The sequence below is a fragment of the Vibrio sp. HM8-C genome, from assembly GCF_058630515.1.
Genome location: NZ_JBMMKS010000001.1, coordinates 574,629 through 593,927 on the forward strand (window position 1 = coordinate 574,629; position 19,299 = coordinate 593,927).

The following is a 19,299-nucleotide window of genomic DNA, read 5'->3' on the forward strand; positions in this document are numbered from 1 at the left end:
TTATTGGTAGATATTGCAGTTCAACTGTTGGCTGAAATAGCAGGTATAAAGCCGATAATAAAAAGCCCTTTAGAGTACTAAAGGGCTTTGAACTTTATAGCGTCTGGTTGAGTTGATAATAACGACCTTGCTTCGCTATGAGCTCTTCATGGCTGCCATGCTCTACCACTTCACCTTGTTCAATCAAGCAAATACCATCCATCTCGTCCAAATTGATCAGACGGTGAGTAATGAACAGCACTGTTTTCCCAGAGAAGTGAGATTTAAACAGAGCCATAATCTGTTGCTCAGTTTGTTTGTCCAAACCTTCCGTAGGTTCATCCAACAGCAAAATAGGTGCGTTATGCAAAATAGCACGAGAGATGCCGATACGGCGTTTTTCTCCGCCGGACAACTGACGTCCACCGTCACCAAGCCAAGCATCTAACCCCGGAGCTTCAAGTAGCTTCTCTAAGCCCACACGTTCGAGTATTTCGCAAAGCTCTTTGTCACTGGCATCGGGTTTTGCCATCAACAAGTTATCGCGTAGGCTGCCATTTAGAATATCAACCCGTTGACTCACTACGCTAATTGAAGAACGTAAGTCGCTTTCGCTCCATTTCTTTAGCGGTGTACCAGCGATACGAATCTCACCTAGATTGGTATCCCAGTAACGACATAGCAGTTGAATTAGCGTTGACTTACCTGAACCAGTTTGCCCAACAATCGCCAGCTTATGTCCTGCTGGAACCGAAACACTCACGTTGTTTAGGACTTGTTGAACGCTATCTGGATATTGGAAAGCAACGTTGTCAAACTCGACAGAAAACTCACCTGTATGTGGTGCGTTTTGCTTAGGGAATACAACATCTGGCTCGCTTAGAATGACTTCATTTAAGCGGCGTGCAGAAGTTAGTGTTTGACCCAAATGTTGGAAAGCGCCTGCAATCGGCATCAGCAATTCAAAACTTGCCATGGTTGCAAAGATCATCAGTGCAATCATAGGGTCAGGCGTTTGACCATTCACACCATCAGCTGCCAGCCAAAGCATCAGAACCAGTGTCCAACCGTTAGCTAACAGCAGCAATGCTTGAGCAAGACCAGTAAAACTTGCATTGACCTTTTGGTTGGTAAGCAGTTTTTCCTGAGCGGCATAAATGGCTTCACGGTAGCGTGATTCAGCACCAAAAATGGTGAGTTCACTATATCCTTGCAGCCAATCCATGGTGGCGATACGCATGTCCGCTTTGTTTTGGGTAAGTTCAGCACCGTTACGCTTACCTAACTTGTAGAACAACACAGGCCAAAGCAGAAGTAACACAAAGAGTACTGAACCCAACACTAAGCCAAGACTTGAATCGAACCAGCAAAGTAGGGCGGTAATTGAGGCAATACCCAATACGCCAACGGTTACTGGGCTGATAAGACGCAAGTAGACATGGTCCATCGCGTCAATGTCAGCAACAAGGCGGTTCAGCAGATCGGCATCTCGAAGATTTGAAATGCGACCTGGGATCATAGGTGCGAGCTTTTCAAAGAAGAAAATACGCAGGTCAGTAAGCAGCTTAAATGTAGCATTATGACTGACTACACGTTCACCCCAACGGCCAGCGGTACGTCCCATAGCAAAGCCGCGAACAAACGCACCCGGCAACATATAGTTAAAGGTTTCACGAGCAATCGTTAAGCCAGCGACCGCAGCTGCAGACAAGAACCAACCTGAAAGAGTCAGCAGACCTATTGATGCTAATAACGTCAGAAATGCCAATAACATGCCCAACGATAGACCAAACCAATGTTTCTTATACAGTTTTAGATATGGCACTAAATCACGCATCTAAATTCCCCTTATCAGCTTCTTCTACGGCTTGATTCGACGCTAACATTGAGGCAAACAGACCTTCTTGTTGGCTTAACGTATTGAAGTCTCCTGATTGTTCAAGCTTACCATCGCGCATGACGAGAATTTGATGTACCGATTTCAACGGTAACAATTGGTGCGTAACCAATAGTGCTGTTTTGTCAGCGATTTGAGTAGTTAGACCTTGCATGACTAACTGCTCACTGCGAGCATCCAAACTCGCGGTTGGTTCATCGAGCAGCCAGAATCGACCTTTCTGTAGCATAGCGCGAGCCAATGCCAAACGCTGTGCCTGACCAACTGATAAACCGCCGGAACGGTCACTGATCATGTAATCCAAGCCATGCTTGTTCACAAACTCAGAGGCATAGGCATTATCCAATACTTCTTGAACTGTGCTATCTGCAATATTGCTTTTACCTAAGGTTACATTGTCACGTATAGTGCCGTGTACGAGCAACGGGTTTTGTCCGACCCAACTGATCGCTTTACGCCAGCTTGCATGATCCAGTTGGCTAAGTTCTACGCCGTTAATGGTCAAGCAGCCTTGGTATGGCATAAATCCGAGAATCGCATTGATTAGGCTTGTTTTACCTGCACCACTAGGACCAACAAGCGCTGTCGTTTCACTGTTATTTAATGTGAAGGAAATTGGCCCAACTAACCGTTTTCCTTCAGGGCTAAGAACTTCCAAATCACGGGCAACAATTTCAATCGAATCGTGATTCGAATCTTCATCAACAGGAAGCGCTGTAGTACCTGAGGCTACTTTACTTACGTCTGTCTGAAGGAATTCTACAATGCTTTCAGTGGCACCAACGGCTTGTTGTTTTGCATGGTAATAGGTACCAAGCTCACGCAGAGGTTGGTAGAACTCGGGGGCTAGAATAAGAATGAACAGCCCTGAGAATAACGTGACTCCTGCGCCGTAGTAGCCAAACTCTAGTTCGCCAATAAAACTAAAACCAAAATAAACAGCAGTAATCGCAATTGAGATTGAAGTGAAAAACTCAAGCACTGCGGAAGATAAGAATGCTATACGTAAAACGTCCATAGTGCGCTTTCGGAACACCTCAGATGCTCCACGCATATGCTCAGTTTCGGCTGCAGTGCGGTCAAATAGGCGAATGGTCGTCATAGATTGAAGACGATCGTAAAAGTGACCAGAGAGGCGTTGCAGTGCTTTGAAGTTCTTTCTACCTGCGTCTGCTGCTTTGATGCCAACAAGTGCCATAAACAGCGGTACAAGAGGGGCGGTAATAAGGAAAATTAGGCCCGCAGCCCAGTTTACAGGGAAAACAACAATAAGAATGACAAACGGGATTAATACAGAAAGCGACATTTGCGGCAGATAACGCGCAAAGAAGTCGTGCATGTTTTCCACCTGTTCCAGAGTCAGGGTTGCCCATGCGCCCGCAGGCTTGCCTTTGATATAAGCAGGACCTAATTCACGCAGTTTGTCGAAGATTAACTGGCGGATATAAATACGGATCTCTTTACCGGCTTTAAAGCCAGCAATCTCTCGGCCCCAAGTACATGCAGCGCGCGCGGCTACAGTTGCGATTAACCCTAGGAAGTAGGGGATTAGCGAGTACTTATCTGCGTGTTCAATAATCAACTGATGCAGAATGGTGGCGAGAAGTGCTGCTTGACCAAGCAGAAATACACTTGAAAGTACTCCAAGCCCAACAGCAATCATAAGCCAGCGTTTAGCTAATTTACTTTGCTGCTTGAGCCATGCATTCAAGCTACGTTGTTTTTTCTTATCCATTATGTAAAGGCTTAATCATAATTATTATGTAATCCCCTTCCTAATTGGAGTTGCCGCGGCTCAGACTGCGTTAAGGTGTTCCAATCGCCGTGTATCACTGAGTTCATGGAAGCTCATTCACATGCCGCCGAGCTATTACGCCAATGAGTTGGGGCTTTGTTGAGGCTGTGTAGTATACAAAAGAAAACCCAGCGGATATACCGCTGGGTTTATGATATTCCCATCCTATTTGAAATTGCAGGGGTGTTAACCGCGTTCTTTCGCCCCAATCACATAGTTATCTATGCTCATGGGGACTCAATCACTTGTTGCCTACCTGCAATCCCAACTAGTTTGTGCATAACTTTATGACAATTGAAGCAAATTAATTGTGTGCTTATTTGTCATTAAGGCTATCTAGGTAACGCTCTGCGTCTAGTGCAGCCATACAGCCTGTACCCGCTGAAGTAATTGCTTGGCGATAGTTATGGTCCATAACATCACCAGCGGCGAAGATACCTTCGATACTTGTTTGAGTTGCATTACCTTCAAGACCTGACTTAACAACAATGTAGCCGTCTTTCATTTCAAGTTTGTCTTGGAAGATCGCTGTATTTGGTTGGTGACCGATTGCAATGAATGCGCCCATCACTTCCAAATCTTCAGTTTGGCCAGATTGGGTGTCTTTAAGACGTACGCCTGTCACGCCCATATCATCACCAAGAACTTCATCAAGAGTACGATCGGTGTGTAGAACGATATTGCCGTTTTCAACTTTGTCCATCAGACGGTTGATTAGGATTTTCTCCGCACGGAAGCTATCACGACGGTGAATTAGGTGAACTTCAGATGCGATGTTTGAAAGGTACAACGCTTCTTCAACGGCAGTATTACCACCACCGACAACAGCAACTTTTTGGTTGCGGTAGAAGAAACCATCACATGTCGCACATGCAGATACGCCACGACCTTTGAACGCTTCTTCCGAGTCTAAACCTAGATATTTCGCCGACGCGCCTGTTGAAATGATCAACGCATCACAGGTGTATTCGCTTGAATCACCTTTTAGACGGAAAGGACGCTGACTGAAATCTACTTCGTTGATGTGATCAAACACGATCTCTGTTTCAAATCGCTCTGCGTGCTCTTTCATTCTCTCCATGAGTGCAGGACCTGTAAGACCTTCTGCATCACCTGGCCAGTTTTCTACTTCAGTTGTTGTCGTTAACTGACCGCCTTGTTGCATGCCAGTCACTAATACAGGGTTCAAGTTCGCGCGTGCTGCGTATACCGCTGCGGTGTATCCCGCTGGGCCCGAACCTAAAATAAGAAGTTTGCAATGTTTAACGTCGCTCATTATTGCTCCAATCGTTCAATGATCGAAAAGTTAACTCGATTGTAGGGATAATTTGCTAGGAATAAAAGGATAAACAGCCGAATAAATGGTTATAGTTTAGAATTATAAATAGCGTTGAATTCCTTGTTTTTAAAAGGGATTTATCGATTGGTTTTCAAATTGGAGAAGAAAATGGCAGGAATAACAGACTTACAACAACTACTTAGTTCAACGCAGCCACATTTGGTTGAGGATGAATTTGTATTTTGTAGCGTGACTGGAATCGCAGAAGACTACCTTTCATGGAAGCCTTTAGCCATATTTTGCGAACAAGAAGGTCTAAGTCTCGTGGTTACGAAGCAAACAGCGCAAGAGAATTGCGTCGAGTTTGATAACACCTACAAACAAATCACACTCACTGTACATTCTAGCCTTGATGCTGTCGGTTTAACGGCTACTGTTTCAACAAAATTGGCTGATCATGGTATTAGTGCAAAGGTGATTGCCGCGTTTTATCACGATCATATTTTTGTGCAGTCTCGTCATGCTGATAAGGCATTGAAGCTTCTTGAGAGTTGGTAAAGTGAAGTAACAAGCTTGTGCATGTTTCTCTCATTCCCATCGCGATTTTTGCTTTCTATTCATCTCAAGTTGACTTCAGCTTAGTGCTTTTAATCTAGGCTTACCTCTCTTCGTATCGTCATTTTCACAGCGCAAAATTCTTTATCACTGTTTGACCTTTGTCTTCTCAGGGTAAATCTAGGTTTAGATAATTATTGGCTTTAAATCAGGTTGTTAACCACTTTTGAGTTAAAGCATCCAAATTTCAAATACAGTGCCGTGGAAAATTGAACCAATTCACTTCAATTGATTAGTTTGTTGGTGTTATGTGTCGTTTTGTTTATTTTTGTGGTTTTTATTGCCATAAAAACTGGAATTAACCAAATTATTGCGTACTATAAATGTAAATTAATTGTTAAATATAATAATAACAAATGTGTATTCATTAAGGAGTTGATGATGTTGCACTCACACTTAAATACCCTACATATCACTCAGCTGAGCAAAAACGCCTTGTCTCAGCTCGCACCATCTTTTGTCTCGCTGCCGCATACTGAACATGCAGATGGTCAGTACCGATTACGTCGCTACTCAGTGGTGAGATTTATCGCCGGAGAAGTTGTTTCGACTGATAAACACGATTTCATGCAATCTGATGATATCAACCATTTCCAAGGTAATGTGGTTCGCCATTTTGAGCCAATTTTATCTACCACTTTAAAAAGTGAAGGAATGAAAGAAATGTGCGAACTGTTCGTTGCTAGCAATGAGCTACCAGATGGACAGGAAATAGAAATTCACCAGATGCGTATTGCGGCTATCTACGACGAAACTCAGGTCGCGCCTGAAGGTGTTCATCAAGATGGCTTTGATCATATCGCTATTATCGGTATAGACAGACACAACATTGTGGGTGGTGAGATCATGCTTTATCAAGATTGTCATGACGCGCCGTTCTTCCGTAAGGTTTTGGATAATGGGGAAGTGGCTATGCTAGCTGACAACAAGCTTTGGCATAACGCTCGTCCTATACGCTCAATCGAGCATGGTGAAGAAGGGCATATGGATGTATTTGTACTCACTGCGAAAGGAGTAAAAAATGCTCTTCAATCTTGATGAGGTCAGAGACCAATTCTCAGCGCTCTCGCAGATGCATAACGATAAGCCTGTAGTCTTTTTTGATGGACCAGGTGGATCGCAAGTTCCTCATTCTGTTGTCGAAAAGATGGCCCACTACCTTGGCCATTACAACTCCAATCTAGGCGGTCATTATTTTTCTAGCCGAATTACGACGGATTTGATGCAAGATGCCCGACAGCATGTTCAAGCACTTTTGAATGCTGAATCCTCCGGAAATATCGTGTTTGGTGCCAACATGACATCTCTGACTTTCCAGTTAAGCCGAGCTATCAGCCGAGAGTGGAACGAAGGCGATGAAATTATCGTAACCGCACTGGATCACTATTCGAACGTATCCAGCTGGCAGCAAGCGGCGCAGGATAAAGGAGTTATTGTTCATCAGGCGCAAGTGGATGCCAAAGATTGCACGTTGGATACAGAACATCTGCTTTCCCTCATCAATGCAAACACTAAGCTGGTGGCGGTGACTTATGCTTCTAATACAACAGGCTCGATAGTCGATGTAAAACGTATCGTCGAAGAAGCTCATCGCTTTGGGGCGATTGTCTATGTGGATGCGGTTCACTACGCGCCTCATCACTTGATTGATGTGCAAGAACTAGGATGTGACTTCTTAGCCTGTTCCGCCTATAAGTTTTTTGGCCCGCATGTGGGTATAGCCTACGTTGCGCCACATTGGCTGCATGCATTGAAGCCTTATAAAGTAGAACCTGCAACCAATATTGGTCCGGGACGTTATGAGACGGGAACTCAAAGTTTTGAAGGCTTAGCTGGTGTTATTGCGGCGATTGAGTATCTCGCTCAATGGGGAAATCCTGAAGACAATTTACGTCAACGTCTTGTTACCAGTTTTGAGCAATACAATCACCATGAGCAGCAGCTTAGTGCGTATTTTCTTGAAAAATTAAGTCAGCTGAAAGGCGTTACGCTATATGGTTTACCGGAAGCCGATAGTGAGAAGCGTACGCCAACCTTCGCCATTCGTTTGAACAGTTTTCCCCCAGAGTTTGTGGCAAAAACCTTGGGTGAGCATAATATCTGTGTCTGGAACGGGCACTTCTACGCTTTAGGTCTCATTCGTCAGCTTGGGTTGGAACAAAGTGGTGGTGTGATTCGCATAGGATTTATGCATTACAACAACAAAAATGAAATCGATGAGCTGTTTAAGGTTCTCTCTACTTTATAGAAGCAGAGTACCTCAGTAGATCAATTTCAGTACCTCATAGTGAAAAAAGAGGCTCGGTAGTTCACCGAGCCTCTTGTCTTTTATAAATAGAGTCTATTCATAAACACACTTTATTCAGCACTCACTTCGACTTCGTAAGAAGTGAACTTGCGAATGTTAATAACACCCGTATCAAGGATAAGGTACTGACCTTTAATACCTTGCAAGATACCGCTAACTACAGGCTCTTTGTCAAAGTTGTGCGAAGCGATTTTGGTTGGAAACACCTCAACAGGGTATTGAATATCGGTAATTTGAGCGCCGATTTCTTCAACAGCATCCTTACCAAATCGTTGTTTTAGCTCAGCGATTTTTTCTTCTAGCAGTGGGCGAAGTTTAGTAAATTGTTCCTCTAAGGGCAGAGGTTCACCGTTGCCTTTGAGCAGCGTACGCCAGTTTGTTTTGTCGGCAATGTGTTTAGCCAGTTCAACTTCAATCAAACCTGAAATATGTCGAGTTTTTACCTTATAGATAGGTAAACCTTGTGTCGCGCCTTGGTCAATCCAACGAGTAGGAATCTGTGTGTGGCGAGTAATGCCGACTTTCAGGCTTGATGTATTCGACAAATAGACGTAATGGTCAACCATGCAGTGGTCTTGTGCCCAATCAGGTTCACGGCATGTACCTTGTTCAAAGTGACAAGTCTCTGGTTTCATGATGCATATGTCACAGCTAGCTAGCTTTGTCATGCACACAAAACAGTGGCCTTGCGAGTAACTTTTTTTGGTCTTTTTGCCACATGAACAACAGAAGATATTACCTGTGTGTTTGAGCGTGATTGGCTTATTGATAAAAGGATTCAGGTCGACAAGACCTTCTCCCACAGGCAATTGATAGTGGACAGTTTCGCCCAGTTTACCGCGCATTTTGTTTAATACGCCGGATGCGATGACAGACATGACATTACTCATTTTCTATTAGTTTGTGCCAACTTTAACAAAAAAGTTGGCGACAAAAAACGAATAATTGAAAGGAAAAACCTATTGAGAATCGTTGTTACCTGACGCTTCTGTCTGTTCTTCTGTTATTTCGTCGACAGGAGTGGGATCTATCGGCTCGATAATGATCGGTTCTTTAGGACCTAAGAACTTCGGCTGAGTGTTGAAGATATAGAGATCGAAAAAAGCTTTAGTACGCGCAAATACTTCACGTGTGCGAGTCTTAATACCGGAATGATTAATCGGATCGGAGACGGCCAAGCAAGTGGCATTGATGTCATGATATTGGGCGATAAACAGTGCACGTTCACAGTGAAAACGTTGTGTGATGATTAGGAAGTTATCGGTATCGAAGATTCTTTTGGCACGAACGATGGAATCTAAGGTTCTGAACCCTGCGTAATCAAGGAAAATACTGCCGTCAGGTATGCCAGCTTTCAGTAAATCACGTTTCATCGTCCATGGTTCATTGTAAGAGCGATGAGCATTGTCGCCACTAAGCAAAAATCGACTCACTTTACCGAGTTCGTAAAGTGAAATAGCCGCATTTATACGGTGGGAGTAATACTCGTTCAGCGTCTTGCCCAAATACTTACTGGTACCCAAAACAACAGCTACCTGAAACTCAGGAACCTGTGTGATATCGCTGATGATGTGGTCTTCACTTTTCAAGCTTACCCAGCGGTCAATGCCATAAATGGACAACGCACTGAAGATCAGCAGAAGAGAAATAAATTGAAGCCCACGCTTAAGCCAATACATGCTTTTGAACCTACAGTTCACTAACTTACGCATGCGCATACTTAAGGTATTCAATTTTAGATATGACGATGTTTTTGAGCCCATAATCCAATTACAACGAAACTGCCTGTGACTAAGCAAAACATCATGCCCTGTTCTAAGTTAGCGAGTGTCCGAGCCAAGTAAGGGCTAGCTTTGATGATGATTAATCCGTAACCAAACGCATTAACTAAGATAAAGGCGATTGTTCTAAAAATAAAGTGCTGATTGCCCATGATACGGCGTAATAAAGCATTAATTTCACCGCCTAACATAACCAGTAGACAAGCGACTAAAGCAACAGAAATGTCACTAAGATACGGTGCAATATAGTGACCAGCGGGAGCAACAAAACTCAACATATTTATTTACCAAGACGAAAATGATTTATTGGTGAAAACTATTTTTTAGTGAAAGCTGTTTATCAGATGAATGCTTGTAAGATACAAAAAGCCCCCGCATGTAGTCACTGTGGGGGCTTAAGCTTATCGAATTAGAACGCTGTGCGTTTGTATCTGCGATAGGTTGGTTGCCAGAAGTGGTTTTCGATAGCCAGCTCTAACGCTTCATCCGTAATTTCTAGAGCGACACCTTCTTCAATCGCTTTTTTAGCAACTGCAAATGCAATTTTCTTAGAAACTGAGTGAATAGCTTCCAATGGTGGTAGCAATGGGCCATGGCCATTTATTGCTAGTGGTGAACAAGTTGCGAGTGCGCGGCTTGATTCCATCAACATCGCATCAGTTACACGTTTTGCACCTACAGCGAGAACGCCTAGACCAATACCTGGGAAGATATAGCTGTTGTTACATTGCGCGATTGGGTAAGTTTTACCTTCATGTACCACAGGATCAAATGGGCTGCCTGTTGCAACTAATGCTTCACCGTTTGTCCAACGGATGATGTCATTTGGTGTTGCTTCAACGCGGCTGGTTGGGTTCGATAGTGGGAACACAATAGGGCGAGGGCAGTGTAGATGCATCTCTTTGATAACTTCTTCACTGAATAGACCCGGAGCGCCAGAAACACCAACAAGCACCGTTGGTTTCGCATTACGAACCACTTCTAACAACGAATAGCCGTTATTCTCAGAAACCCAATCTTTAGTGTTGGATTTCTTCTGCACCAGTTTTTGTTGGAAATCTAAAAGGTTAGGCATGCCTTCTTCTAATAGGCCCCAACGGTCAACCATGTAAACTTGTGAACGAGCTTGTTGATCTGAAATACCTTCCGACACCATTTGAGCAATGATCGCTTCAGCAATACCACAACCCGCAGAGCCTGCACCAAGGAAGGTTACACGCTGTTCACATAGCTGTGTACCAGCGGCTTTACAAGCGGCTAATAGCGAGCCAACAGTAATCGCGGCAGTACCTTGAATGTCATCGTTGAAGCAGCAAATGCGGTCTTTGTAGCGCTCTAATAGAGGCATTGCATTTTTCTGTGCGAAGTCTTCAAACTGAATTAGAGCATCTGGCCAGCGGTGTTGTACTGCTTGGATGAATTCGTCGACGAAATTATCGTAATCTGGGCCTGTGATACGAGGATGACGCCAGCCCATGTACATTGGGTCAGCTAGACGTTGCGGGTTGTTGGTACCCACATCGAGCACGATCGGCAGCGTGTAAGCAGGACTGATACCACCACATGCGGTATAGAGAGACAGCTTACCAATTGGAATGCCCATACCACCGATACCTTGGTCACCCAAGCCCAAGATACGTTCGCCATCAGTAACTACAATAACTTTAACGTTGTGGTTTGCTGCGTTGTTTAGCAAGTCGTCGATACGGTCACGGTTAGAGTAAGAGATGAAAAGACCACGGCCACGACGGTAAATATTCGAGAAGTTTTCACATGCAGCGCCAACGGTTGGCGTGTAGATGATTGGCATCATCTCAGAAATGTGGTTTTGCACTAATCGGTAGAATAGAGTTTCGTTGGTATCTTGGATGTTACGCAAGTAGATGTGCTTATCCATATCATTAACGAAGCTACAATATTGTTGGTAGGCACGAACCACTTGTTCCTGTATTGTTTCGGTTGTTTCAGGCAACAGCCCTTCTAAATTGAACTGTGCACGTTCTTCCGCTGAGAAACCGCTACCTTTATTCAGTAGAGGTGTGCTCAAAAGAGCTGGCCCAGCATAGGAAATATACAGAGGGCGTTTGTCGTTATTCATTTTTAGCCTATGGATTTTGTGTGAGAAGGTTGACATAAAAATGATAACGGCTTGGTGACTGTCTTGTAAATAGACAACCAGTAGAGTTCAGAACATTATGCTGCTTTATTCTGGCTAGCCTGAAGCCAATCGCAGTTTAGGTATCACTGTTTCGCACAACTCAGTACCTATGTTGATGTTGTCTTACCAATCTCTCTTTGTTGATATTTCGTTAATTATTATGTCGTTACTTCCTATTCAGTCTCTAAAAAACACCTTCTTAACGACGCTTGGTCAATCTCCCGTCATTGTTGAAGCTGAAACCGGTTCAGGTAAGTCTACATGTTTACCTATCTGGTCTGCTGAGCTGGGCAGAGTACTGGTGATAGAGCCGCGTCGAATCGCGTGCACTTCTCTTGCTGAATACTTGGCGGAACAGCGACAAGAGAATGTGGGTGAAAGCATTGGCTATGCGATTAAGTTAGAGAATCGCTTCAGAGAATCCTCAAGTGTCGTGTTTGTTACGCCGGGTGTCGCATTACGTTGGTTTGCAGAAGATAAGCTGGCGAGCTTTGACATCGTTATGGTGGACGAATTTCATGAAAGACGCTGGGATACAGATTTGTTGGTCGCGCTACTTAAGCAGCAACAAAGATTACGACTAATTGTTACTTCGGCAACCATTGAAGGTGAACGTCTTGCCCAGTATTTGAATGCGGTGAGATTAAAAGCCGAAGGTCGCGTATATGATGTCAGCGTCGAACATCGAGCTTCCGATACTCGCCAATTGCCAGATGCTCGTCATCTTGAGAAAAGGGTTAAGCATGCAGTAGGCGATGCCTTGGCTCGTACTGATGCAGACATTTTGGTGTTCTTGCCCGGACGTAAAGAGATTCAGCAGTGTCAACAAGCACTGAATAGTTTAGAAAATACCGTTGTTGTGCCACTTCATGCCTCTGTTTCTGATGCAGAGCGATCGGTAGCGCTCAATCAACAGTCGAAGCAGAAAGTAGTGCTTGCTACTAATGTGGCTGAAACCTCTCTTACCATCCCAAATATTGCTGTGGTCATCGACAGCGGTTTAGAGCGCAGAAATGAGCAGCGAAACGGGCGAACGACGCTTATCTTGAAACCTATATCACAAGCGAGTGCAAAACAAAGAAGTGGCCGTGCTGGGCGCGTTATGGATGGCATAGCTATTCGTCTTTATGGGCAACATGCTGCGTTGGAAAGTGTGACACCTCCAGCTTTGCAACGTGAGGAGCTGGTGGAAGCCATGCTAGCCGCTGCAAGTTGTGGAGAACGCTTGTCTTATTTGCATTTCCTCGAAGCCTTACCTGATAAAACCTTGCAGCAAGCAACAGATATTCTTACTGGAATGAATGCTATCAATGAGTTGGGTGAAATCACTGAGCATGGAGTGCAAATTGCGCCATTGCCGGTCGATGCTTTGTATGCGGATCTCGTTGCGAGTATTGAGAGCAAAGCTTTAAAGGAAGCCATGATTGACCTTGCTGCAGCACTATCCGTTCCTGCATCTATTTATAAAGTGTCATCGAATGAAGAGGTGATAGAAAAGCTAAATCAGGAAGAGCCGTATTGCTGTGATGGTCAGTTGATGATTCAACTGGTTCGAGGAAGCGAATTTTCCGCAGTGAATGTGGAGCCCGAAGCGTTGAAAGAAGCGCAAGGACTATCAGAACAAATGCGAGTGATTTATGGTCTTCCCCAATTAGAAGTGGCTTCTCGTTATCAGCATCAAGCGCTCACTGCCGCGATTGCAACTCTTCACCCAGAGTTGGTCTTTGTTCGAAGAGAGAGGCGCAAAGAAGCGTTAGCTAATGGTCAAATGGAAGTACTTATTGGGCGCAATAGTCGATTTTCGGACAAAGCAGAGGCCGCTTTAGTTCTAGACCAGCATAGTCTGCCAGGACGAGGAGTGAAGCAGACACTGACTCTAGCGACAGTGATGATGCCCATTTCATTTGATGTCATTGAATCGTTGGAGCTTGGTCAGTGGAAGCAGGTGGAAGCTAACGTTGATGGTGGTTTGTTGATGTCTGAGCAACAACTTGTCTACGCTGGGCGTGTGATCAAATCTCAAAGCGTTGAAGCTAAAGGTGAGTATGCGCTGAAATCAATGATCGAAGCGGTTAAGAAAGGGGAGTGCTTCCCTGAATTTGCGAAGCAGCGTACCGAAGATATTGAACTGTGGAAGGTTTACGTCGATCTGGGTTTAGATGAATGCACTAACGAGCATAAGGATCTAACTTTTGATCGTTGGTTTGAGCAGCAACTGTGCGAGTTAGGTATTAGCTCGCTCGAAGAGTTAGAGATGTTCAGCGGAGAAGATTTTCCATTTGATGGAATTCCGTATTGGCAAAAACAAGAGTTTGCTGACTCCTATCCGCTGGAGATCATCTTGAGTGATATACAACTTCAAGTTGAGTATTACGTAAAACGAAAACTTGTCTGTGTGGTGTATCGCAGCGGATTACGCAAGGGTGACCCAAAACGATGGGAGTTGCCTCGCTGGTCTGGTTATAGGGTGCAATATCGTAAAGCGAGCAGAGTCGTTGATATTCGATAATTATGTTTGAATCCTGAAATATTAATCATTAAGACATAGGTTGTTGATCGCTATAGCTACTTTTTGTTACTAGTTTGGTTTTTATATATCGCAGTAATTGGAATTAAGGGCATAAAAGAACGTTTTTTTATATCGTATTGCTATAAAGTTAGTGTTGTCTAATATTGAGTACACTGTGTTGCCAATTAAGTCGGGGAACAGAATGGATAGACAACGAATTTGCGCAGTGTTTGACTACACCGCCTTTTTAGGAACTTCAAGTTCTAAAAAATGGACTTTCTCTGAAGCGCTTAAGTCGTTTGCTCCGGTTTTTGGTGTCGTTTGGAATGAGTCTGTTAAAGATAGTAAGAGTCCCGAAGAGAGACTTTGGGAAACTGCTCTTAAGCGTTTATCGAGTAATCACAGTGATGAGTCCAATCTTATTGAACTGGTCAAACTGGCTAAACGTGAAGGTATAGAAGAAATTAAGCTTGTGATGCCTTATGCATTAGATGAACAGCAGATAGAGTCTATTCAGGCTGGCTGCGATGCTCATATTAAAGCGGGTAAACAAGACGAATTTATTATTACGTTGTGAACAGGGGTTGCAGACCTTAGAGGTTAATAAAACCTAGTCGCTCGAAATAAAAATGGCGCTTAGCTAATAAGTTTTTCTTGAAAACAGTTTCTTGGAAACTGTCTCTCGGAAACAGATAGTTAAGCGCCATTTTTTATTGTTCGAATTGATTAATCAATCAAGCCGTAGTGTTCATCAAGAATTTGGATGATTTCTTGTTTTGGATTGTCACTGAGCTCTATTTTGTGACCAACAATCTTTTCTGCAATACCTAAGTAAGTGCGAGAAATATCCATCAGTGCTTCTAGCGGCAGAGCGTTGTCGCGAGCCAGTGCTTCACGCTCAGGCATACGATCTTTGTTCAAAAGAATGTCTGGATCTGGGAAGTAGTTTAATAGGAACTGACGGAAACCTTCTTTCGAGTTTTCTACGATGTTGCCTTGCAAATACTGCTCTTCATCCCAGATACGAGATGAGTCCGGAGTACCCACTTCATCCATGTAAATCAGTTTTTCTGCACCGCTCGCATCAGTCACGTAGCCAAATTCAAACTTGGTATCCACGAAAATTTGACCGATTTCTTTCAGTGCTTGGCTGATAACGCCAAAGCCGTCTTTCAGCAGCTTTTCGTACAGAGCAATATCTTCAGCTTTGCTGAAGTTGAATGCCGCGAAGTTATCTTCAATATTCTTGCGGGTAATGTTCACATCATCAGCTTCAGGAACACCTGGAATACCTTTCAGAATACCTTTAGTTGATGGTGTCATGAGTAGTTCTGGAAGTGCTTTGTCTTTTTGCAGACCTTCAGGTAGCTCAATACCGCAGAACTCGCGTTCGCCTTTTGCATACGCACGCCACATTGAACCTGTGATGTACTTACGACAAATAGCTTCGATCTTAATTGGTTTGGCTTTTTGAACAATCCAAACAAACGGGTGAGGGATATCTAGAATGTGGCTATCAGCAAGCCCGTTGTCTTTAAACAGTTTGAACCAATGGTTAGAGATAGCATTAAGTGCTGCACCTTTACCCGGAACGCCCGCAATACCACCTTCTGCGTGCCAAATACAATCGAATGCAGAGATTCGATCGCTGATTACCATAATGGCAAGTGGGGCATCTTCAGCAACGTCATAACCTTTTTCTTGAATAAGGCGACGGCTGTCTTCTTCAGTTAGCCAGTATACAGAACGGACTTTTCCGCTATGAACAGGCTGGTGGGTACGAATTGGGAGATCGTCGTTGACGGCAAGAACTTGGTCAGCAAGGCTCATGGAGACATTCCTATCTTATTTCAAACGTCATATACCCTTCCTCTTAAACACGGTTGTGCAAATTGTTTGGGTATAGAAAGAAGATATCTAAGCACAGTGAGATATCAATTACTGCGCGCATCATACCAGAACTATTTTATGTCGCCAGATAAAAAGCAAACGTTTGCTAATTATCTTTTTGTGGGTTGAGATGGAGCAAAAAACAGCTTGCAGGAAACGTAGGCAAAATAAAAGTCGGCTTGAGAGTCAGCAGAGATGACGTGGTTATACCAAGGGTAGAAAAGCCCTCTATAGTAGAGGGCAAAAGACAGTGATAGAAATCAGTGAAATTGTGGTGCTGCTGGTTCTAGGAAAAACACTTCGCAGTTATGTTCAGTTGCCAGTTGTTTCAATAGTTTTTGGCTAACAAAATCGATATTGCCAGAAGCGACAACTGCGCTTGCGTTGCCCGATTGGAGCGCTTTCATCACGATGGTGATTTCTGATTGTGATTGCGACGGTTTCATATGAATAATTCTACTGCAATGTATTTGATGTGCTGCCAATTCATTGTATTGAGGGCGAGGGCATTCACCCGTAAACAATATCCATTGTTTATACTGAGAAAGACTTGAAAGGCGAGTAAGCATATCTGCGCTTTTCGCTGCCGAATATGAATGGTTAAACGCTGGATTTCCAAAACGAGTTACGTTGGTTTCAACACCGAATGATTTGTTCACTAGCAATTCATGATTTAGCATAACACTGTCCTTTTATACATGCTGTATGTGTATACAGTAGTATCAAACCAAATACTGATCAAGAAATAATTACGATTTTTGTGGGAAATTTGAGCTAATAGTCACGCGATTATCTATAACTAACTGTAATTAAATGATTTTTTATAATTATTGCTGAGATGGGTTTAAGTGAGAAATATCTTATGGTTGTACAGTGGTAGATAAAAGGCGTTGGGATCTTAGGTGGATATACAGTAGTGCTATCGGGTTGCTCAATCTAATCAATCACTTCATATAGACAACATTCATTTGTTCTATATTCCGTACAATTGCATTACTCAGATTCATCAAAATTTAAAGAATATTCCTACGAGAGCCTCTATAGGCTGCTTTAGCCCGTTTAATTTAAAATCGTTGCTGTTACCAATTATTTCAAAGTAGCGAATGATCAATTTCCAACGTCCTTTTTCTATAAAACATTTTTTTTATCTGCTGGTTTGTCTGGCGGGGAATGTTTTGGCTGCAAATCAGCAAACTTATAGTGTTGGGATTGTAGCTGAAGATGCTGTTGTGGAATCTATCCTGAAGAAAACTGCTCAGGATTTGTCTCTTAATTTTGAACTTGTTTATCTTGCAGGGCACGCAGAAAAAATAGAAGCAACTGCTTCGGGTGCAGTGGATTTCGCAACGGGAATTACATACACCGAAGAGCGTGCCAAAAGGCTGATTTTCTCTGCACCGACAAATGTGGAATACACATACCTCTTTACTCTAGGCAAAGTGAGTTTAAAGGAGGTTTCTTCTATTGGCGTTCCGTATGGGACAGTATTCGCAGATCTAATGTTGGCATTAAATCCAAAGCTTGAGGTAGTTGAGTTCCAATCTATCTCGGAAGCAAAAGACTTACTGTTAGATGGCAAGGTCGACGGTATTGTTGATTCAGCTGCCCAACTGAGATTTATGGCATTGGCAGGTATGCGTGCTCACATTCTCAACTATCAGTTTCCTTTAAAGCCAGTTTCGATAGTGACTGGGAAACGTGAAAATGCCACAACACTTAAACACATTGTTGAGTATCTTCATAAGCCAGAGATACAGAAACTGATGCGAGAGAAAGCAGAAACGTATCAGTTTGATGTACAAAGACAAGCGTTGAGAAAACGTGTTTTACTTAGTGGGTTTGATGTAAGCCGAACATTTACTGTGACTGTGGAAGATTATCGTCGTTATGGTGTACAGAACGATAATGGCAAGGTGATTGGCATTGCAGCTGATGTGATTCATGAAGCGTGTCAGTTGATGCGCCTAGAATGCAGAGTTGAAACTGCAGCGGAAAGCGATTGGCAAACTATGTATGAAAGCTTGCTGAGTAAAGAGATTGATATTTTGTCTCCTATTGCGTTAGTCAAAGGTCGAGAAGCGCATGTTCATTTAAGTGAAAGTTTTTATAACACTGAGCTGATAGTGGTTAAACGCAACGGTTACAAAGAAGGTGTCTACCGCTCTGTATCTGAGCTGATATCTGAACGCGTCGGTGTTATCAAAGGAGGAATGTCAGAAGCGATTATAAGTCGCAGGCTCCCACATAAATCATTCAGCATTTTTACAACTGCAAAAGATCAGCTTAAAGCGCTACTCGCAAATGAAGTTGACTACATTGCCATGTCTCGCTTGACCTATAACGAACTGGTTAGGGATACCCGCACCATACTTCCCATCATTGAAGACGACATGATTGGTACCTTCTTTAACTACGGCATAGGTATCGCTTTTCAGAAAAATGAAGAAGGGAAAGTGCTTTCAGAGCTATTCAGCGAGGCAATTCGCTTGATTGATATGAATGCCATTATAAAAAAATACGATTATCAGCCAGATTGGCAGACAACGTTGTTTAGCCAGAAGAGGTTCACCAAGCAAAGTCAGCAACTGTTTTTGGCTATAACCATTACTTTAATTGTCCTTTCTTATATTTGGCATAAACAGTCGATCACAGACAGCTTAACCAAGCTAAAAAACCGTTTAGCGCTTTATAAAAAATATAAAGACGGTTTGTATTCAAACCAAGTCTTGGTCTACTTCGATGTGAACAAATTTAAAACTGTTAATGACACCTATGGGCACGCTGTTGGCGATGAAGTATTAAAAAGAATTGCTGAAAATATCCGTCGCTACTGGAACTGTGATAGTTACCGCATTGGTGGAGACGAGTTCATTTTAATTGGAAAAATCCGAGAACAAGACATTGAAAGCATGATGTTAAGCATAGGGTCATTCGAATTCAGCAGCGATGTTAACAACAAGTTCAACGTCAGTATTTCCTATGGTTACTATCTTTCCGACGGTAGTGTTTTGTCGCTCGATGACTGTATTCATCTTGCCGACACTCAAATGTACAAAGCCAAAATGGCTTAATTCTGAAGTATTGAAGG

Annotated in this window: 15 protein-coding genes; 6 read left to right on the forward strand and 9 right to left on the reverse strand. The window is 43.2% G+C overall.

Annotated elements, in window-relative coordinates:
- Nucleotides 1–94 precede the first annotated feature (94 nt).
- The 3 genes from cydC to trxB form a co-directional block, all read right to left on the reverse strand.
- Nucleotides 95–1,816 carry a heme ABC transporter ATP-binding protein/permease CydC gene (gene cydC, locus ACOSVQ_RS02660; RefSeq protein WP_491981048.1) on the reverse strand — a complete coding sequence of 574 codons (1,722 nt, stop codon included), beginning with the start codon at nt 1,814–1,816 and terminating at the stop codon, nt 95–97.
- Nucleotides 1,809–3,611: a heme ABC transporter permease/ATP-binding protein CydD gene (gene cydD / locus ACOSVQ_RS02665; protein WP_491981049.1), complete on the reverse strand. Its 1,803-nt coding sequence runs from the start codon at nt 3,609–3,611 to the stop codon at nt 1,809–1,811. The genes cydC and cydD overlap by 8 nt, the downstream gene beginning before the upstream one ends.
- 376 nt (nt 3,612–3,987) lie before the next feature.
- Nucleotides 3,988–4,947 (reverse strand): thioredoxin-disulfide reductase, encoded by a 960-nt coding sequence (gene trxB, locus ACOSVQ_RS02670; RefSeq protein WP_491981050.1) that lies wholly within the window; start codon nt 4,945–4,947, stop codon nt 3,988–3,990.
- A 171-nt stretch (nt 4,948–5,118) separates the two neighbouring features.
- On the opposite strand from trxB, the gene ACOSVQ_RS02675 reads away from it, so the two are divergent.
- From ACOSVQ_RS02675 to ACOSVQ_RS02685, 3 genes are all read left to right on the forward strand, one after another.
- Entirely contained in the window at nt 5,119–5,508 is a 390-nt protein-coding gene (locus ACOSVQ_RS02675; RefSeq protein ID WP_491981051.1) for an ACT domain-containing protein, read from the forward strand.
- 438 nt (nt 5,509–5,946) lie between these two features.
- The gene (locus ACOSVQ_RS02680; protein ID WP_491981052.1) at nt 5,947–6,603 is read left to right on the forward strand and encodes a 2OG-Fe dioxygenase family protein; all 657 of its coding nucleotides are present in this window, start codon (nt 5,947–5,949) and stop codon (nt 6,601–6,603) included.
- Complete coding sequence (locus ACOSVQ_RS02685; RefSeq protein ID WP_491981053.1) at nt 6,587–7,813, forward strand: cysteine desulfurase-like protein; 1,227 nt, start codon at nt 6,587–6,589, stop codon at nt 7,811–7,813. The genes ACOSVQ_RS02680 and ACOSVQ_RS02685 overlap by 17 nt, the downstream gene beginning before the upstream one ends.
- A 110-nt stretch (nt 7,814–7,923) precedes the next feature.
- On the opposite strand, the gene ACOSVQ_RS02690 is transcribed toward ACOSVQ_RS02685, so the two are convergent.
- From ACOSVQ_RS02690 to ACOSVQ_RS02705, 4 genes are all read right to left on the reverse strand, one after another.
- Nucleotides 7,924–8,751, reverse strand: coding sequence for a DUF2797 domain-containing protein (locus ACOSVQ_RS02690; protein ID WP_491981054.1), 828 nt, complete (start codon nt 8,749–8,751; stop codon nt 7,924–7,926).
- An 81-nt stretch (nt 8,752–8,832) separates the two neighbouring features.
- The gene (locus tag ACOSVQ_RS02695; protein ID WP_491981055.1) at nt 8,833–9,636 is read right to left on the reverse strand and encodes a SanA/YdcF family protein; all 804 of its coding nucleotides are present in this window, start codon (nt 9,634–9,636) and stop codon (nt 8,833–8,835) included.
- A complete protein-coding gene (locus ACOSVQ_RS02700) occupies nt 9,609–9,932 on the reverse strand; it encodes a DUF3392 domain-containing protein (protein ID WP_491981056.1) in 324 nt (107 codons plus the stop codon). The genes ACOSVQ_RS02695 and ACOSVQ_RS02700 overlap by 28 nt, the downstream gene beginning before the upstream one ends.
- Nucleotides 9,933–10,063: 131 nt before the next feature.
- The gene (locus ACOSVQ_RS02705; protein ID WP_491981057.1) at nt 10,064–11,752 is read right to left on the reverse strand and encodes an NAD-dependent malic enzyme; all 1,689 of its coding nucleotides are present in this window, start codon (nt 11,750–11,752) and stop codon (nt 10,064–10,066) included.
- A gap of 220 nt (nt 11,753–11,972) precedes the next feature.
- Between ACOSVQ_RS02705 and ACOSVQ_RS02710 the strand changes: the two genes are divergently transcribed.
- Nucleotides 11,973–14,321 (forward strand): helicase-related protein, encoded by a 2,349-nt coding sequence (locus ACOSVQ_RS02710; RefSeq protein WP_491981058.1) that lies wholly within the window; start codon nt 11,973–11,975, stop codon nt 14,319–14,321.
- Nucleotides 14,322–14,523: 202 nt separating this feature from the next.
- Nucleotides 14,524–14,898, forward strand: coding sequence for a transporter (locus ACOSVQ_RS02715; RefSeq protein ID WP_491981059.1), 375 nt, complete (start codon nt 14,524–14,526; stop codon nt 14,896–14,898).
- Between the two features lie 149 nt (nt 14,899–15,047).
- On the opposite strand, the gene ACOSVQ_RS02720 is transcribed toward ACOSVQ_RS02715, so the two are convergent.
- The gene (locus ACOSVQ_RS02720) at nt 15,048–16,151 is read right to left on the reverse strand and encodes a phosphoribosylaminoimidazolesuccinocarboxamide synthase (RefSeq protein WP_491981060.1); all 1,104 of its coding nucleotides are present in this window, start codon (nt 16,149–16,151) and stop codon (nt 15,048–15,050) included.
- A 320-nt stretch (nt 16,152–16,471) separates the two neighbouring features.
- A complete protein-coding gene (locus ACOSVQ_RS02725; RefSeq protein WP_491981116.1) occupies nt 16,472–16,780 on the reverse strand; it encodes a hypothetical protein in 309 nt (102 codons plus the stop codon).
- A 606-nt stretch (nt 16,781–17,386) separates the two neighbouring features.
- On the opposite strand from ACOSVQ_RS02725, the gene ACOSVQ_RS02730 reads away from it, so the two are divergent.
- A complete protein-coding gene (locus ACOSVQ_RS02730) occupies nt 17,387–19,282 on the forward strand; it encodes a GGDEF domain-containing protein (RefSeq protein WP_491981061.1) in 1,896 nt (631 codons plus the stop codon).
- The last annotated feature ends 17 nt before the right edge of the window (nt 19,283–19,299 follow it).

Coding starts and splice junctions, on each gene's coding strand:
- ACOSVQ_RS02725 (WP_491981116.1), bottom strand. CDS start 16,780: ATGCTTACTCGCCTTTCAAGTCTTTCTCAGTATAAACAATGGATATTG.
- ACOSVQ_RS02690 (WP_491981054.1), bottom strand. CDS start 8,751: ATGTCTGTCATCGCATCCGGCGTATTAAACAAAATGCGCGGTAAACTG.
- ACOSVQ_RS02685 (WP_491981053.1), top strand. CDS start 6,587: ATGCTCTTCAATCTTGATGAGGTCAGAGACCAATTCTCAGCGCTCTCG.
- ACOSVQ_RS02705 (WP_491981057.1), bottom strand. CDS start 11,752: ATGAATAACGACAAACGCCCTCTGTATATTTCCTATGCTGGGCCAGCT.
- trxB (WP_491981050.1), bottom strand. CDS start 4,947: ATGAGCGACGTTAAACATTGCAAACTTCTTATTTTAGGTTCGGGCCCA.
- ACOSVQ_RS02700 (WP_491981056.1), bottom strand. CDS start 9,932: ATGTTGAGTTTTGTTGCTCCCGCTGGTCACTATATTGCACCGTATCTT.
- ACOSVQ_RS02675 (WP_491981051.1), top strand. CDS start 5,119: ATGGCAGGAATAACAGACTTACAACAACTACTTAGTTCAACGCAGCCA.
- ACOSVQ_RS02680 (WP_491981052.1), top strand. CDS start 5,947: ATGTTGCACTCACACTTAAATACCCTACATATCACTCAGCTGAGCAAA.
- cydC (WP_491981048.1), bottom strand. CDS start 1,816: ATGCGTGATTTAGTGCCATATCTAAAACTGTATAAGAAACATTGGTTT.
- ACOSVQ_RS02695 (WP_491981055.1), bottom strand. CDS start 9,636: ATGGGCTCAAAAACATCGTCATATCTAAAATTGAATACCTTAAGTATG.
- ACOSVQ_RS02720 (WP_491981060.1), bottom strand. CDS start 16,151: ATGAGCCTTGCTGACCAAGTTCTTGCCGTCAACGACGATCTCCCAATT.
- cydD (WP_491981049.1), bottom strand. CDS start 3,611: ATGGATAAGAAAAAACAACGTAGCTTGAATGCATGGCTCAAGCAGCAA.
- ACOSVQ_RS02710 (WP_491981058.1), top strand. CDS start 11,973: ATGTCGTTACTTCCTATTCAGTCTCTAAAAAACACCTTCTTAACGACG.
- ACOSVQ_RS02715 (WP_491981059.1), top strand. CDS start 14,524: ATGGATAGACAACGAATTTGCGCAGTGTTTGACTACACCGCCTTTTTA.